Source organism: Actinomadura bangladeshensis (assembly GCF_004348335.1).
GTDB classification, from domain to species: Bacteria; Actinomycetota; Actinomycetes; order Streptosporangiales; family Streptosporangiaceae; genus Spirillospora; species Spirillospora bangladeshensis.
This window is the reverse complement of the sequence record NZ_SMJW01000185.1, coordinates 1-16051: the sequence shown is the minus strand read 5'-3', so window position 1 is coordinate 16051 and position 16051 is coordinate 1. Positions and strand designations below refer to the sequence as shown.

The 16051-nt window shown below is 72.1% G+C and carries 16 protein-coding genes and 1 riboswitch; of the genes, 12 read left to right on the top strand and 4 right to left on the bottom strand.

Annotated elements, in window-relative coordinates; translation table 11 throughout:
- On the top strand, nt 1-1862 hold a 1862-nt coding region (locus E1284_RS28750; protein WP_341770427.1), incomplete at its 5' end, for a cell division protein PerM.
- 53 nt (nt 1863-1915) lie between these two features.
- Here E1284_RS28750 and E1284_RS28745 read toward each other — a convergent pair.
- Entirely contained in the window at nt 1916-2404 is a 489-nt protein-coding gene (locus E1284_RS28745) for a hypothetical protein (RefSeq protein ID WP_131943287.1), read from the bottom strand.
- A 107-nt stretch (nt 2405-2511) separates the two neighbouring features.
- On the opposite strand from E1284_RS28745, the gene purN reads away from it, so the two are divergent.
- The 3 genes from purN to E1284_RS41865 all read left to right on the top strand — a co-directional run bounded on the left by purN (nt 2512) and on the right by E1284_RS41865 (nt 5199).
- A complete protein-coding gene (purN, locus tag E1284_RS28740) occupies nt 2512-3195 on the top strand; it encodes a phosphoribosylglycinamide formyltransferase (RefSeq protein WP_243714802.1) in 684 nt (227 codons plus the stop codon).
- Nucleotides 3196-3296: 101 nt separating this feature from the next.
- Nucleotides 3297-4862: a bifunctional phosphoribosylaminoimidazolecarboxamide formyltransferase/IMP cyclohydrolase gene (gene purH, locus E1284_RS28735; RefSeq protein ID WP_207924000.1), complete on the top strand. Its 1566-nt coding sequence runs from the start codon at nt 3297-3299 to the stop codon at nt 4860-4862.
- Nucleotides 4863-5022: 160 nt separating this feature from the next.
- Complete coding sequence (locus tag E1284_RS41865) at nt 5023-5199, top strand: hypothetical protein (RefSeq protein ID WP_163063764.1); 177 nt, start codon at nt 5023-5025, stop codon at nt 5197-5199.
- 9 nt (nt 5200-5208) lie between these two features.
- On the opposite strand, the gene E1284_RS28730 is transcribed toward E1284_RS41865, so the two are convergent.
- The gene (locus E1284_RS28730; RefSeq protein ID WP_131943285.1) at nt 5209-5802 is read right to left on the bottom strand and encodes a GNAT family N-acetyltransferase; all 594 of its coding nucleotides are present in this window, start codon (nt 5800-5802) and stop codon (nt 5209-5211) included.
- 82 nt (nt 5803-5884) lie between these two features.
- Nucleotides 5885-5969, top strand: a riboswitch (ZMP/ZTP riboswitch).
- 65 nt (nt 5970-6034) lie between these two features.
- Between E1284_RS28730 and E1284_RS28725 the strand changes: the two genes are divergently transcribed.
- A complete protein-coding gene (locus tag E1284_RS28725) occupies nt 6035-6883 on the top strand; it encodes a bifunctional methylenetetrahydrofolate dehydrogenase/methenyltetrahydrofolate cyclohydrolase (protein ID WP_131943284.1) in 849 nt (282 codons plus the stop codon).
- Between the two features lie 175 nt (nt 6884-7058).
- On the opposite strand, the gene E1284_RS28720 is transcribed toward E1284_RS28725, so the two are convergent.
- Nucleotides 7059-7760: an FHA domain-containing protein gene (locus tag E1284_RS28720; RefSeq protein WP_243714801.1), complete on the bottom strand. Its 702-nt coding sequence runs from the start codon at nt 7758-7760 to the stop codon at nt 7059-7061.
- A gap of 375 nt (nt 7761-8135) precedes the next feature.
- Between E1284_RS28720 and E1284_RS28715 the strand changes: the two genes are divergently transcribed.
- The 5 genes from E1284_RS28715 to E1284_RS28695 all read left to right on the top strand — a co-directional run bounded on the left by E1284_RS28715 (nt 8136) and on the right by E1284_RS28695 (nt 12304).
- Complete coding sequence (locus E1284_RS28715; protein WP_131943282.1) at nt 8136-8636, top strand: DUF3017 domain-containing protein; 501 nt, start codon at nt 8136-8138, stop codon at nt 8634-8636.
- Between the two features lie 126 nt (nt 8637-8762).
- Complete coding sequence (locus E1284_RS28710) at nt 8763-9980, top strand: NADP-dependent isocitrate dehydrogenase (RefSeq protein ID WP_131943281.1); 1218 nt, start codon at nt 8763-8765, stop codon at nt 9978-9980.
- Nucleotides 9981-10218: 238 nt separating this feature from the next.
- The gene (locus tag E1284_RS28705; protein WP_131943280.1) at nt 10219-11208 is read left to right on the top strand and encodes a malate dehydrogenase; all 990 of its coding nucleotides are present in this window, start codon (nt 10219-10221) and stop codon (nt 11206-11208) included.
- A 280-nt stretch (nt 11209-11488) separates the two neighbouring features.
- Nucleotides 11489-11989: a DinB family protein gene (locus E1284_RS28700; RefSeq protein ID WP_131943279.1), complete on the top strand. Its 501-nt coding sequence runs from the start codon at nt 11489-11491 to the stop codon at nt 11987-11989.
- 24 nt (nt 11990-12013) lie between these two features.
- Entirely contained in the window at nt 12014-12304 is a 291-nt protein-coding gene (locus E1284_RS28695) for a hypothetical protein (RefSeq protein ID WP_131943278.1), read from the top strand.
- A gap of 157 nt (nt 12305-12461) precedes the next feature.
- On the opposite strand, the gene E1284_RS28690 is transcribed toward E1284_RS28695, so the two are convergent.
- The gene (locus tag E1284_RS28690) at nt 12462-13052 is read right to left on the bottom strand and encodes a hypothetical protein (RefSeq protein WP_131943277.1); all 591 of its coding nucleotides are present in this window, start codon (nt 13050-13052) and stop codon (nt 12462-12464) included.
- Nucleotides 13053-13171: 119 nt separating this feature from the next.
- On the opposite strand from E1284_RS28690, the gene E1284_RS28685 reads away from it, so the two are divergent.
- On the top strand, nt 13172-14935 hold the full coding sequence (locus E1284_RS28685) for an HSP90 family protein (RefSeq protein WP_207924001.1): 1764 nt from the start codon (nt 13172-13174) through the stop codon (nt 14933-14935).
- Nucleotides 14932-16051: hypothetical protein (locus E1284_RS28680; RefSeq protein WP_207923999.1), on the top strand; the 1120-nt coding region annotated here is incomplete at its 3' end. The genes E1284_RS28685 and E1284_RS28680, both read left to right, overlap by 4 nt.

Sequence of the window (16051 nt, the reverse complement as noted above, 5' to 3'; positions counted from 1 at the left end):
GGCGGGGGTGGTGCCAGCATGGAGCGGTGAGCGACAGGACGCCCGGGCAGCGTGCGCGGCGGGAGCCGCCGGAGGCGGCGCCGGCCAAGGGGGCGGCGCCAGGGAAGGGCGCCGCGCCGGTCGGGAACGCGGCGCCGGGGAAGGGCGCGGCCGGGCGGGTGCGCGCGGACGGCGGCAGGCCGCGGCCGGCGGCGCAGCCCGCGCGTCCGCTGTACGCGACCGGGCTGGTCGCGGCGCTGTGGTGCGTCGGGATCGGGCTCGCCGTGCTCACCACGATCACGCTCATCGGGTGGATAGCCGCGCCGAAGACCGCGATGGGCAACGGCATGTCCGGTGTGTTCCGGACGGCCGTGAACTTCTGGCTCGTGTCCCACCACGCGGGCTTCTCCTACGGGCAGGGACGGGTCGGGCTGCTGCCGCTCGGCGTCATCGTCCTGCCCGGTGTGCTGCTGTACCGGGGCGGCGGGTGGATGATCCGGGTGGCGGGGCTGCGGCAGCGTCCACGCATCGCGGTCGTGCACGTGGCGGTCGCCCAGGCCGCGCCGTACGCGGCGCTGGCCGCGCTGCTCGCGCTCGCGGCGTCCTCGAAGGAGGTGCGCCCGTCGGCGTGGCAGGCGCTCATCGGGTGCTTCCTCGTCGCGGTGATCGCGGGCGGCCTCGGCGCCGCGCGGGCCGTGGTCGCCGCGCAGGTCGCGGCGGAGGCGAAGGGGCGGCGGGTCCGGTCCGGGCTGGGCGCGCTGCTGCGGCTGCTGCCCGAGCGGCCCCGCTCGCTGGTCATCGGGGTGGCGGGCGCGCTGGGCGTGCTGCTGGCGTCCGGTGCGGTGCTGGTCGGCGCGGCACTCGCGATGAACATGGCGGGCGCCGACGACCTGTACGACATGCTCGCCCCGGGCGTCGTCGGCGGCGTCCTGCTGCTGCTGGTGGAGCTGGCCTTCCTGCCGAACGCGGTGATCTGGGGGATGGCGTACGCGGTCGGCCCCGGGTTCTCGGTCGGCGCCGGGACGAGCGTCTCGCCGACCGGCGTGTTCCTGGACATCGTCCCCGCGTTCCCGCCGCTCGCCGCACTGCCGCAGCCGGGCCCGGCGCCCGCGCTGTCGCTGATCGCGCTGGCCGCCCCGTTCGTGGCGGGCGCGGTCGGCGGCGTCCTCACGATCAGGTCGCTGCCGAGCCCGGTGGCGGAGGGGGCGCCGCTGTGGGGGTTCGTGACCGGGGCGCTGACCGGTGCCGTGGCGGCGCTGCTCAGCGCGCTGTCGGGCGGCCCGCTCGGCGGCGGGCGGATGGCGACCGTGGGCCCGTCCGCCTGGCAGGTGGGGCTGCTCGCGGCCCTGGAGGTGGGGATCTCGGCGGCGATCGCGGCGTGGGTGGCGAACTCGATGGTGCTGCGCCGCCCGGCCCGCGCCGAGGCCGGGAAGAGCAGGGCCAAGAAGCCGAAGAAGCCGAAGCGGGCCGCCCCGCCGAAGCCCGCGACGGTGCCGCTGGCGGCCCCCGTCCCCGGCGACTACGAGCCTCCCGCGAAACCCGCGCAGGCCGCGCCGAGGGCCCCGCACGCGCCGGACCCGGTGGAGTTCGAGGAGGCCGAGCCCGTCCTGGCCCCGCGGCGCCCCCGCCGCCGGAGCGACCCGCTGCCCGACCTGACCGAAGAGCGAGAGTTCGAGGAGCGGGGTCGCCGGCGACCGGCCCCACCGCCGGCCGGCGAGGGGACGGTCGTCGTCGAGGGCCACATCGTGGACGACCCGGAGCCCGAACCGGAGCCCGAGGAGCCGCGCAGGCCCGTCCCCCCGCCCCGCGCCGACCCGAGCCGCACCGAGAACCGCGGCGGCGCGATCTACGTCCTCCGCGAAGAGCCCGACCCAGACGAGTGACCGGCGAGGCTGACCGACGAGGCCGGCCGAGGCGCAGACCCCGAACGAGGCGGCTAGAGGAGGTCGCCGTACTTGTTCATCCAGCCGCGCGGGAGGTCGAGTTTGTCCTCGATCTTCGGGTAGTACTCGTCGCGGCACGCCTGCTCGTCGGTGTGGGTGTTGGACGCGTTGACGCAGTCCCAGTAGCCGCTGAACTCCGTCCGCAGGACGATCGCGCCCGCGACCATCACCAGCGACATCGCCAGGCCGATCCCGCCCATCACCATGCCGGGGACGGCGCCGGGGACGGCCTCGCGCGCGCCGCCGGCTCCGCCCGTCCCGCGCGCCGCGCGGCGGGCCTTGATCCCGACGACGAGGGCGGCGATGCCGAGCACCAGGCCGAGCGGGTAGAAGAACAGCGCGGTCACCAGCGCGATGCCGCCGAGCCACAGTGCCCGCACGCCGGCCTGCCGCACCTCGGTCTGCCCCGCGGGCGGCTCTCCCGCCGGCCGCCCGTCCGGGCGGTCCTCGGGACGGACCTCACGGTCCCGCTGCTCGCTCACGTTCGTTTCCTCCTGGCCCGTGGGGTGCTCTGCGGTGGTGGCGGCGCCGAACCGGCCCGATAGGCTTCGTGTCGGCCGCACACCCCGTCAACGTCCAACTGGGAGTCATGGTGTCCGCCCGGCTCGTCGTCCTCGTCTCCGGCGCGGGGACCAACCTACAAGCGCTGCTCGACGCGTGCGCGGATCCAGCCTACGGGGCGGAAGTCGTGGCCGTGGGGGCGGACCGCCCCGATATCGCGGGAACTGAACGCGCAGAACGTGTGGGTTTGCCCACTTTCACGCTCTGCATCCCGGATTTCCCGTCCCGGGACGACTGGGACGCGGCGCTGACCGAGGCCGTCGCCGTGCACGAGCCCGACCTCGTCGTCTCCGCCGGCTTCATGAAGATCCTCGGCCCGCGCTTCCTGGCCCGGTTCGGCGGCAGGACGGTCAACACCCATCCCGCGCTGCTGCCCTCGTTCCCCGGCGCGCACGCCGTACGGGAGGCCCTGGCGTACGGCGTGAAAGTCACGGGCTGTACCGTTCACTTCGTCGACGAAGGCGTGGACACCGGACCCGTCATCGCCCAGGAGACCGTCCCCGTGGGCTGGCATGACGACGAAGACTCCCTGCATGAGCGGATCAAGCAGGTGGAGCGCCGGCTCCTCGTCGACGTCGTCGGACGACTCGCCCGCGACGGCTGGACGACGCGCGGCAGGCGGGTCTCGATGAAGTGCAGGACCTGCGGCGACGCGTCCGACGGTGCGGCTGCCGACGGTGCATCCTCCGCAGGCGAGTCTTCCGACGGCTAGCGACCGCCGGCGGCTGGATCTCCGGGCGGCCGGGCCTTCCGAAGACCAGGGAAATGTCCGACGACTAGGAACTTCCGACGACCATGAGGGGAGCTCGGCCGGTGAGTCGGGTGGCGATACAGCGTGCGCTGATCAGCGTGTACGACAAGACCGGGCTGGAGGAGCTCGCCCGCGGCCTGCACGAGGCCGGGGTGGAGATCGTCTCGACCGGGTCGACGGCGGGCCGGATCTCCGCCGCCGGGGTCCCGGTGATGAAGGTGGAGAAGCTCACCGGGTTCCCCGAGTGCCTGGACGGACGGGTCAAGACCCTGCACCCCAGAGTGCACGCGGGCCTGCTCGCCGACCGCCGCAAAGAGGACCACCTCCAGCAGCTCGAAGACCTCGCCGTCGAGCCGTTCGACCTGGTGGTCGCGAACCTGTACCCGTTCGCCGACACCGTGAACTCGGGCGCCAAGCCGGACGAGTGCGTCGAGCAGATCGACATCGGCGGCCCGACGATGGTGCGCGCCGCCGCGAAGAACCACATGAGCGTGTCCGTCGTCGTGGACCCGTCCGCCTACGGGACGGTCCTGGAGGCGGTGAAGGCCGGCGGCTTCACCCTGGAGGAGCGGCGCCGCCTCGCCGCGCGGGCGTTCGCGCACACCGCGTCCTACGACGTGGCCGTGGCCTCCTGGTTCGCGAGCAGCTACGCCCCGGACGAGACCGCCGCCGAGACGACCTGGCCCGACTTCCTCGGCGCCACCTGGGAGCGGTCGAACACCCTCCGGTACGGCGAGAACCCGCACCAGCGCGCCGCCCTGTACCGCTCGCCGGGCGAGACCGGGCTGGCCGGCGCGGAGCAGCTGTACGGCAAGGAGATGTCCTACAACAACTACGTGGACACCGACGCCGCCCGCCGCGCCGCCTACGACTTCACCGAGCCCTGTGTCGCGATCATCAAGCACGCCAACCCGTGCGGCATCGCGGTCGGCGCCGACATCGCCGAGGCGCACCGCAAGGCGCACGCCTGCGACCCGGTGTCCGCCTACGGCGGCGTGATCGCGGCGAACCGCCCGGTCACCGCCGGCATGGCGCGGCAGGTCACCGAGAGCTTCGCCGAGGTGGTCATCGCCCCGGCGTTCGACGACGAGGCCGTCACCGTCCTGAAGGACCGGTTCAAGAACGTCCGGCTGCTGGTCTGCCCGGACGCCCCGGCCGGCGCGACCGAGTACCGGCGCATCGACGGCGGCGTCCTGCTGCAGGGCGTCGACCGCGTGGACGCGCCCGGCGACGACCCGTCCGCCTGGGAGCTGAAGACCGGCGAGGCCGTGGACGAGGCCACGCTGCGCGACCTGGCGTTCGCGTGGCGGGCGATCCGGTCGGTGAAGTCGAACGCGATCCTGCTCGCCGCCGACGGGGCGACGGTCGGCGTCGGCATGGGGCAGGTCAACCGGGTCGACTCCGCCAAGCTCGCGGTCGCGCGGGCCGGCGCCGAGCGCACCGCGTCCGCCGTGGGCGCGTCCGACGCGTTCTTCCCGTTCCCGGACGGCCTGGAAGTGCTGACCGAGGCGGGCGTGAAGGCGGTCGTCGAGCCCGGCGGGTCGGTCAACGACGACAAGGTGATCGAGGCGGCGCGGAAGGCCGGGATCACCCTGTACTTCACCGGCGTCCGGCACTTCTTCCACTGACGGCCGCACCGACCGCGGCGAACCCGGTGTGGCGAGCAACACGGCCGCACCGGGTTTAGCCGCGGATCTTCCACTCGACGGCTGCGGGTAGCCTCGGCGCAGCCGCGCCCCTCACAACGCTCCCTTGACTCCGGCGCGGGCATCCCGTGATGGAGGCGCGATGGACGTGCTGCTGGCCCTCATGCTGAGATCGGTCTACCTGGTCGACTCCCTGCTGATGGACTCCCGCCAGGTGATCGGGCTGGTCGCCGCGTTCGTGGCCGCCATGCTCGCCGCTCAGCTCGGCTGGCACGGCACCGACCGCGTCCTCGCCTGGCGCAGCCGCTCCGAGGACTAGCCTCTCCCGCTACCGCAGGCGCGCGCGCAGGGCTTCGGCGGCCGCGGGCCACTCGTCGTCCGTCATGGCGTAGGTGGCGGTGTCGCGGATCGAGCCGTCCGGCCGGATCCGGTGCTTGCGGTGGACGCCCTCGAACGAGGCGCCGAGCCGTTCGATCGCCGCCCGCGACCGCTCGTTCCGGACGTGCGTGTGCCAGCCGACCCTGATCGCGCCGAGGTCGTCGAAGGCCCGTCCCATGAGGAGCAGCTTCGCCTCCGTGTTGATCCCCGTCCGCTGCCGGCGCGCGCCGATCCAGGTGCTGCCGATGCACAGCCCGCGGTGGGACGGCGCGATCTCGTAGTACGACGTCGTCCCCGCGACCTCGCCGGTCGCCGCGTCGATCTGCGCCCACGGCAGGCGCGCCCCGCGCTCGCACTCGGCCAGCGCCCTGTCGACCAGCACGCCCATGGCGTCGACCGTCGCGGGCTGCCGCTCGTTCAGCCACGTCCACACGTCCGGGTCCTTGGACGCCTCGAACAGACCCGCGGTGTGCTCGCGGGACAGCGGCTCCAGCCGCACATATCGCCCGGTCAGGACGGGCCGTTCGAACCATGCGTCGCTCATGCCGACCACGCTAGAAGGCGCCGGGCCGGCCCCGGCAGGGCCACTCGGCCCCGATTTCCACGTGCCACTCGCCCGTTACCATGGGTTTTCACGCGACTGGCGCGGCAAGGTGGATCACCACCGGGGAGCGAACGACAGTCCGGACACCGCGCGCCTGGGTGGACGGGACCTCGAGCCGGGCTCGGTCCTGCGGGGCCGTCCGGGCACCGGCGAGATCCACGCGGAGGAACGCATGACGGCACAGATTCTGGACGGCAAGGCCACGGCCGCCGAGATCCGCTCGAACCTCAAGGTGCGCGTCGAGGCGCTCCGCGACCGCGGCGTGACCGTCGGGCTCGGCACCGTGCTGGTCGGGGACGACCCGGGCAGCCACTCCTACGTCAACATGAAGCACCGCGACTGCGCCGAGGTCGGCATCGAGAGCATCCGCCGCGACCTGCCCGCCACCGCCACCCAGGAGGACGTGGAGCAGGCCGTCGCCGAGCTGAACGCCGACCCCGCCTGCACCGGCTACATCGTCCAGCTGCCGCTGCCGAAGGGCCTGGACGAGCAGCGCGTGCTGGAGCGCATCGACCCGTCCAAGGACGCCGACGGCCTGCACCCGACGAACCTCGGCCGGCTCGTCCTCATGCAGCCGGGCCCGCTGCCCTGCACCCCGAAGGGCATCATCGAGCTGCTGCGGCGCTTCGACGTCCCGATCAGGGGCGCGGAGGTCACCGTCGTCGGCCGCGGCATCACGGTCGGGCGCTCGCTCGGCCTGCTGCTGACCCGGCGCACCGAGAACGCGACCGTGACGCTCTGCCACACCGCGACCCGCGACCTGGCCGCGCACACCCGCGCCGCCGACATCGTCGTGGCCGCCGCGGGCGTCCCGGGCCTCATCACCGCCGACATGGTCAAGCCGGGCGCCGCCGTCCTCGACGTGGGCGTCTCCCGGGTGGACGGCAAGCTCGCCGGCGACGTCGCCGCCGACGTCCGCGAGGTCGCCGGCTGGGTCGCCCCCAACCCCGGCGGCGTCGGCCCGATGACCCGCGCGATGCTCCTGGCGAACGTCGTCGAAGCCGCCGAACAGACCGCCTGACGAACCCCCGCAAGGGCGTCCGGCACGCGGACGGGGCCGCCACTCAGCACCGAGGTGGCGGCCCCGTACACGTTGCTCCGGGCGGGGCCCTGCGCCGTCACCTGCGCGGACCCAGTCCAGGACGTTCAGCGATCGCCCTCGTGCGCGCTGCCGGGAGGGCGACCGCAGGTTCACATCAGCTGGCCCTCCGTCCGGCGGTGCTAGGGGCCGGGCGGCTCGGCCCGTGGCCGTGGCCCGGCCTGCGGGTCTCCGCCGTCCGGACGCCGGGGACCCGGCCGTCCATCGGTGGACGGCCCTGGTGGGGGACGTGCACCGGCGGCAGCGGACGGACGAGGCCCATCGCGATGACCTCGTTGGCGAGCCGGGTGCGCCGGTTGGCGCCCTCGGGGATGCGGAACTTCTGGTAGAGGCGCAGCAGGTGCTGCTTGACGGCGGCCTCCGTGACGACCAGCTCGCCGGCGATGTCGCGTGCCGTGGCGGGGGCCACGAACGCCTCGTCGGACAGGGCGGGGCGGCACAGCGAGGTCAGCACGTCGACCTCGCGGCGGGTGAGCTCCGGCGCGACGGCGCGCCGCAGTTCGACGTCCGGGTCGACCTCCTCACGGGGGATTCCCCCCAACCGGCAGCGCGCCGTGCCGAAGCTCACGACGTCACCGTCCTCCAGGACGCGGCGGGCGATCGGCCTGCCGTTGACTCGGGTCCCATTGCGGGACAGGCCCATGTCCACCACGTACACGTACGGGCCACGTCGGACGATTTCTGCGTGCAAACGGGACACACTCGGGTCGTCGAGGCGTACGTCGACTCCTCTCCCTCTCCCGACCGTCGTAACGTCGGGGCGCAGCGGCATCACCAGCCCGCTGTCCTCGATCCGCATGAACGGCCCCTCCACGGCAGTCCTCCCAGCTAGTTAGCGACCCCTGTCTGCCGGGTTACCCGGGCGCCGTGCCGTCACACCCTCCTACTGGCGAGTAGCACCGATGGGACAAGGGATTCCGGCCTCTCGGGCATCACCCGGGCACCTTCCGTCACATCCCTATTCCGGGCGCCGGGCGACAAGACGGACCGTTCCATCGCGGTCGCGGCTGCGTTCCGTTGCCGTCGCGGGTGCGTCGTGTCGCGCTTCCGGAAGCGCCGCTTTCCGGGTTCCGGAAGCGACGTGGTGTGGTTCCGGGTCGGCGCGCCGTGGTTCTGCAGTGCTCGCGGGTGGACGATGTCGTCCCGTCCGGCGATCGGCGATACCGTGAGGACCATGAGCACTCAGGTGCAGCGGCGCCGGCGGAAGGCGCCGCGCCGCAGGGGCGCCGCACCGCACTGGCTGGCGCAGCTGCCGTACCTGTTCGTGCTCAGCGGGGTCGGGGCCGGCCTGACCCTGTGCGCCTTCAACTACTTCCGCAAGGGCTCCGGCCTGATGGCCGCCGCGCTGCTCGTCGGCGCCCTCGCCCGGCTGCTGCTGCCGGAGTCGCAGCTCGGCCCGCTCGCCGTCCGCAGCCGGTCCGTCGACTGCTGGACGCTCGTCCTCCTCGGCGAGATGGTGGCGTTCGTGTCGCTGAGCGTCCCGCCGATGAACAAGACCGGCCTCGCACTCGCGGGCGCGTTCGGCATCCTGATCGCGCTCACGGCGGTGGCCCGCGGCATCCGGCTGCTCATCGCCGGACGCCGTTCCGCGGCGGTCCCCCCGGCCGCTGACGGGCCGGGCCCCCCGCCCGGAAACGGGCCGGGCCCCCCGCCCGGAAACGGGCCGCCGGGCTAGCGCGTCGTCCCAGGTAGAGGCGTTCGGGGCCAGGCCAGGTCTAGACCGCATGACCGCCTCGGCTAGCCTAGCCAGTTGAGCCTTACAAGGACTGCTGGCCAGGTGTAGGAAAGGGACAGCACAAGCATGCCCAAGATCAAAGTAGCGGGCCCGGTCGTCGAACTCGACGGCGACGAAATGACGCGGATCATCTGGAAATTCATCAAGGACCAGTTGATCCTGCCCTACCTCGATGTGGACCTGAAGTACTACGACCTGGGGATGGAGCACCGTGACGCCACGGACGACCAGGTCACCGTCGACGCCGCCAAGGCCATCCAGGAGCACGGCGTCGGTGTCAAGTGCGCGACGATCACCCCCGACGAGGCGCGCGTCGAGGAGTTCGGCCTGAAGAAGATGTGGCGGTCCCCGAACGGGACGATCCGCAACATCCTGGGCGGCGTGGTGTTCCGTGAGCCGATCATCTGCTCCAACATCCCCCGACTCGTCCCCGGCTGGACCAAGCCGATCATCATCGGCCGGCACGCGCACGGCGACCAGTACCGCGCCACCGACTTCGTCGTCCCCGGCCCCGGCAAGGTGACGATCACCTACACGCCGCAGGACGGCTCGGAGCCCATGGAGTTCGAGGTCGCCGACTTCCCTGGCGGCGGCGTCGCGATGGGCATGTACAACTACGACGACTCGATCCGCGACTTCGCGCGGGCGACCATGACGTACGCGCTCGACCGCGGCATGCCGCTGTACCTGTCCACGAAGAACACGATCCTGAAGGCCTACGACGGGCGCTTCAAGGACATCTTCCAGGAGATCTACGAGTCGGAGTTCAAGGCCGACTTCGAGTCCAAGGGCCTGGAGTACGAGCACCGGTTGATCGACGACATGGTCGCGGCGGCGCTGAAGTGGGAGGGCGGGTTCGTCTGGGCCGCCAAGAACTACGACGGCGACGTCCAGTCCGACACGCTGGCGCAGGGCTTCGGCTCGCTCGGCCTGATGACGTCCGTCCTCATGACCCCCGACGGCAGGACCGTCGAGGCCGAGGCCGCGCACGGCACGGTGACCCGGCACTACCGGCAGCACCAGCAGGGCAAGCCGACGTCGACCAACCCGATCGCGTCGATCTTCGCCTGGACGCGCGGCCTCGAGCACCGGGGCAAGCTGGACGACCAGCCCGAGGTCATCGACTTCGCCCGCAAGCTCGAGGCGGTCTGCGTCGAGACGGTCGAGTCCGGTCAGATGACCAAGGACTTGGCGCTGCTGGTCGGGCGGGAGACCCCCTGGCTGACGACGCAGGAGTTCCTCGCGGCCCTCGACACCAACCTCCAGAAGAAGATCAACGGATAGTCGGTGCGCAGAGGCCGAGGCCGTCCCGGGTCCGTCCGGGACGGCCTTTCGCGTGTTCGGGAACGGGCCGGTATGCCGGTGGGTGCACCTGGGCGCCGGCGGGTAGGGGGCGCGCGATAGCCTGAACCACGGAACTATCTCGACGGCGAGAGAAACCGCGGCGGCGCGGCTCTTCGGCGGTCGGGTTCGAAGGATGGCCGCCTGAGCCCCGTCAGGTCACTGCAGGAGAAGAAGGACAATGACGCGCACCCCAGTCACCGTCACCGTTACCGGCGCCGCGGGCCAGATCGGCTACGCGCTGCTGTTCCGCATCGCGTCCGGGCACCTCCTCGGCGCGGACGTGCCCGTACGCCTGCGCCTGCTGGAGATTCCGCAGGCGGTGAAGGCCGCCGAGGGCACCGCGATGGAGCTGGACGACTGCGCGTTCCCGCTGCTGTCCGGCATCGACATCTTCGACGACGCGACGAAGGCGTTCGACGGCGTCAACGTCGCGCTGCTCGTCGGCGCCCGTCCGCGCACGAAGGGCATGGAGCGCGGCGACCTGCTGGAGGCCAACGGCGGCATCTTCAAGCCGCAGGGCGAGGCCATCAACGCCGGCGCGGCGGACGACGTCAAGGTGCTGGTGGTCGGCAACCCGGCCAACACCAACGCCCTGATCGCGCAGTCGCACGCTCCGGACGTCCCCGCCGAGCGTTTCACCGCGATGACGCGCCTCGACCACAACCGCGCGTTGGCGCAGCTGTCGAAGAAGGCCGGCGTCTCCGTCGCCGACATCAAGAAGATGACGATCTGGGGCAACCACTCCGCGACCCAGTACCCGGACATCTTCCACGCGGAGATCGCCGGCAAGAACGCCGCCGAGACGGTCAACGACCAGAACTGGCTGGAGAACGACTTCATCCCGACCGTCGCCAAGCGCGGCGCCGCGATCATCGAGGCGCGCGGCGCCTCCTCCGCCGCCTCCGCGGCGTCGGCCGCCCTCAACCACGTCCACACCTGGGTGAACGGCACCGCCGACGGCGACTGGACGTCCATGGCGGTCGTCTCGGACGGCTCCTACGGCGTCCCCGAGGGCCTCATCTCGTCCTTCCCGGTCACCACGAAGGACGGCAAGTGGGAGATCGTCCAGGGCCTGGACATCGACGACTTCTCCCGCGCCAGGATCGACGCCTCGGTGAACGAGCTCTCGGAAGAGCGCGACGCCGTCCGCAAGCTCGGCCTCATCTGACCGCTGACGCAGACGAGCCCCGGGCCACCGATGGCCCGGGGCTCGTCTGCGTCTGGCGCGTCCCGGCCCGCCGCCTCGTTGACCTGCGGCGTGTTGTTGTTATGAGCGTGCCTATAACAACAACACGCCGCAGATCAACGTACGCCAATCGGATGTGCGGCCGTGGCCTGGTCGGCATTTGCCGAAACCGCACGGTGTCGTGCCTGATCGTGGCGAACCGGCAAAGCTGAGTGCCGTAGTGACCACCAGCGTCTCGACGCGTCGACAGGACGGAGGCACCGTGCCCGCCACATCCGGCCGCAAGCGCCGCTCCGACACTCCGCCGCCGCGGACGGGTAGCAGTGAGGTCGAGGTCCTGCGCGGATTCCTCGACTACCTCCGCGCTTCGATCGCCGCGAAGGTCGATGGCGCTCCCGAACCGCAGGTGCGAACGGCCGCGGTACCGTCCGGCACGAACCTGCTCGGCCTGCTCAACCACCTGACGTCCGTCGAACGCGCGCTGTTCCTCGGGGACGACGTCGCAGACTGGCAGGCGACATTCAAAGCGGCGCCGGCGGACAGCGTGGCCGAGGTCGTCGCCCGCTACCGGGCGACGGTCGAGCGCGCCAACGAGGTGCTCGACGGCTGCACAGACCTCGCCGCCCCGCTTCCGAGGCTGAGGCAGGGCCGTCCCGCCCCCAGCGTCCGCTGGGCGCTCACCCACATGATCGAGGAAACCGGCCGCCACGCGGGCCACGCGGACATCCTCCGCGAACTCATCGACGGCGCGACCGGCCGCTGACCTCAGTCGAGGTCGCCGGTGGCGGTGAGCATCGACGTGGAGCGTTACGTCCCGCAGTTCGGTACCCGCCGCACCTTTCTCCCGGACTTCTTCGAGGCGACCGTCCGCAGCGCAGACGACGTGGCGATCGGCCGGCTCGCTCTCATCGAGCAGAAGCTCACCGGGCAGCTCATGCGCGGCCGTGCCGTCGGCGGCATGGGGTACGGAAAGTGGCGGCTTCCCATGCAACGGCTCCCGCAGAACCTGAAGACGCTCTGGTCCGGCCTCGGCGGCGCGAAAGGGGTCGCGGACACGGGCATCCCCTATGCTCCCTAAGGCCCTCTGAACGCGCGGACGTTCGATGATCGCGAACTCGTTTCCCTTCCAGTCAACGAACTTGTCGCCCGTCATCAGGAAGTGGCGCTGGTCTTTCTCCTGGGAGCTCATCGTCCGCCTTCGGGTCGGCCGGGGCGTGCGGGGACGGCCGCCGTGATCACTTGCGTTTCGGTGGGCTTCCGATGGCGATCGAGAGGACGAGAAACAGGCCGGCAATGGCCGTCACCTGCAGTTCCCCGGTCGTTGACATGTCTGATTTAGGGCCGCTGATCGGGGCGAACCATCCGGCCGGGTCGAGGACGACCTGAATGGTGTCGCCGCGTTCGCGGCCTTCGCAGTTCGACGCGTACTCGCGGGGGAGCGGAGTGCCGTCGGCGCGGTGCAGTGTGCAGCGGTGTTGCGGCTTGCCCTTGGTGCTGCTGGTCGTCCAGGTCTTGGCGACGATCGCCTCGGCGTCTTCGCCGACCATTGTCATCGTGACGTCCCGGACGGCGATGACACCGACGGCGTAGAGGGGGAACAGCGCCAGGAAGCCGAGCGCCAAGGGCACGCCCCTGAACCGGAAATGCCGTCCCGAGCCGTACAGCACCCCCATGGCGACGGCCGAGCCGATGCAGCCGGCGATGGCGAGCAGTGCCGCGTTCGCGACGCCCCACCACAGGTAGCCGGCCGAGGCCGCCGCCAGGCCGAGCAGGGCGATGCCGAGCGTCCGGGCTCCGCGCCACAGGGCGGGGCGGGCGTCGGTCATGCGTCCTCCGTGAGGTGTCGGTTCGGCTGATCGCACCGTAGCGGTCACGAAATGATCTGAAGGCGTCGGTACCGGTCGCTAGTGTTTGATCGCTCGGAAAGTGATCGGGGAGGCGGATGGTGGCGGAAAAAGCGTTTCAGGTGGATCTGCGTGGCGTGGTGGATCTGCTGAGCCGCCATCTCTACGCCAGTCCGCGCGTCTACCTGCGGGAACTGCTGCAGAACGCGGTGGACGCGATCACCGCGCGCGGCGCCGGCGGCCGGGTCGAGATCGAGACCGGCGGCGGGACGCTCCGGGTCCATGACGACGGGGTCGGGCTCACCGAGGACGAGGTCCACACGCTGCTGGCGACCATCGGACGGTCGTCCAAGCGGGACGAACTGGGGTTCGCCCGGCACGACTTCCTCGGCCAGTTCGGCATCGGGCTCCTGTCGGCCTTCCTCGTCGCGGACGAGATCGAAGTCGTCACCCGGTCGGCGCGGGGCGGTGACGCCGTCACGTGGACGGGCCGCTCCGAAGGCAGCTACCAGGTCGAGCCCGGCAAGCGCGATGAACCCGGTACGACGGTCACGTTGCGGGCGCGGCCGGGCGCGCAGGAGCTGCTCAGCCCGGAGGTCGTGGCCGAGCTGGCCCGCACCTACGGGTCGCTGCTCCCCATCGCATTGACCGTCGACGGTGTGCCGATCACGGGTGACGGGCCGCCGTGGCAGGCGTCCCACCGTGATCCGGCCGGACGCAGGCGCGCGCTGGAGCAGTACTGCGAAGAGCTCTACGGCTTCACGCCGTTCGACGTGGTCGACCTCGACGTCCCCGAGGCGGGGCTGACCGGCGTCGCGTTCATCCTGCCCGCGCCGGTTTCGCCGACCGCGCGCGCCTCCCATCGGATCTACCTGAAGCGGATGCTGCTGGCCGAGAGCGTCGAGGGGCTGCTGCCCGAGTGGGCGTTCTTCGCGCGGTGCGTCGTCGACGCCGGGGAGCTGCGGCCCACCGCCAGCCGCGAGGCCCTCTACGAGGACGAACTGCTCGACTCGACGCGGCAGGCCCTCGGCGACGTCCTGCGGCAGTGGCTGGTGAGGCTGGCCGAGACCGACCCGGCGAGCCTCCGCGCGTTCCTGCGGCTGCATCAGCTCGGCGTGAAGGCGATGGCGCTGCACGACGACGACATGCTGCGGATCGTCGACCGCTGGCTGGAGTACGAGACCTCCGCCGGGCCGATGACGCTGCACGAGTTCCGCCGCCGCCATCCGGACGGCCGGTTCACCACGAGCGTGGACGAGTTCCGGCGGCTGTCGGCGGTCGCGGGCGCGCAGGGCGTCGGGCTGGTCAACGGCGGCTACGTGCACGACACCGAGATCATCGAGCGGCTGCCCGACCTGGACCCCGACATCCGGCTGGCCCGGCTGGACGCGGCGGAGCTGACCACCACGTTCGGCGTCCTCGACCCGGCGGCGGAGCTGGCGCTGCGGCCGTTCCTCGCGGCGGCGCAGCGGGCGGTGGAGCGGCTCGGCTGCGAGGTGGTCGTCCGCGACTTCGACCCCGCGTCCCTGCCCGCGCTGTACCTGACCAGCCGCGACGCGCAGTTCCGCGAGGAGTTGACGCGGGCCAGGGAAGAGGCCGACGAGCTGTGGGCGGACGTCCTCGGCGCCGTCAACCCCACCGGGGTCGAGCGTCCCCAACTGGTGCTGAACTACCGCAATCCGCTGGCCCGGCGCATCACGTCGCTCGGCGACACCGGGCCGGTCGAACCGGCCGTCCAGGCCCTGTACGGGCAGGCGCTGCTGCTCGGCCACCATCCGCTGCGGCCCGCCGACACGGCGGTGCTGAACCGTTCCTTCATCGGCCTGCTGGAGTGGGCCGTCCACTCCCCGGAGGCCCCCAAGTGAGCACGGACGACGTCTACGCGCTGATGGCGCGTTCGCAGGAGCTGCCCTACGGGGAGGCCCGCACCGTCCTGGTCGAGGACGCGCTGCGCCGCGCCGAGGCGGCCGGTGACGAGGTGCTGGCGTTCCACGTCCGCGTCCGGCTGACCGACGCCTACCGGTACGGCGGCGAGCCCGCGAAGGCGTTCGCGACGTTCAGCCGGACGCTCGCCGACCACGACCGCGACCCGGGCCGGTTCGACGAGACGCACGGTCTGCTGTGGCAGATGAAGGCGATCGTCAGCTCCCTCACCCTCTTCCCGGAGATCCCGCTGGACCGCACCTACGCCGTCCTGGACGACATGGAGCGCCGCTACAGGGCCGGTGGGCACAGCCTCCAGGCGGTGTACCACTACCGCAACGTGGTGGCGCGGCACGTCGGCGACGGGACGGCCGACGACTGGTACGTGAAGTGGCGTTCCGCCGAACGCGACGAGCTGTCGGACTGCGAGGGCTGCGACCCCACCGGCATGGCCCGCCACCTCGTCGAGGCCGGCCGGCACGAGGAGGCGTTCGAGGTCGCCGCCCCCGTCCTGAGCGCGCAGCTGAACTGCAACGAGCAGCCGCAGTCGATCCAGACCGCGCTGCTGCCCGTCTACCTGCGGACGGGCCGCGCCGACCAGGCCGCCGACGCGCACCGCCGCGCCTACCGGGTGCACCGGACGCGGCTCGCCGACCTCAGTGACATCGCCGAGCACCTGGAGTTCTGCGCGGTCACCGGCAACGAGGCCCGCGGCCTGGAGATCCTGCAGCGGCACATCGGCTGGCTCGACCGCGCCCCGAGCGCCCACGCGGACATGGAGTTCTCCACCGCGGCGGCCCTCCTGCTCGGCCGGGTGGCGGCCGCCGGGCACGGCGCCGCGACGATCCGCCGGCCCGGACCGGACGGACGGGCCGCCGACGTCCCGCTCGCCGAGTTGCGCGCCGACCTGGCGGAACGCGCCGCGGCGCTGGCGGCCCGGTTCGACGCCCGCAACGGCACGTCCCACCAGGGCGACAAGGTGCGCGCCACGCTGGACGCCGAGCCGATCGCCGAGTTCGTCCCGCTGGCCGCCCACCACCGCCGCCCCGCCCCTCAGG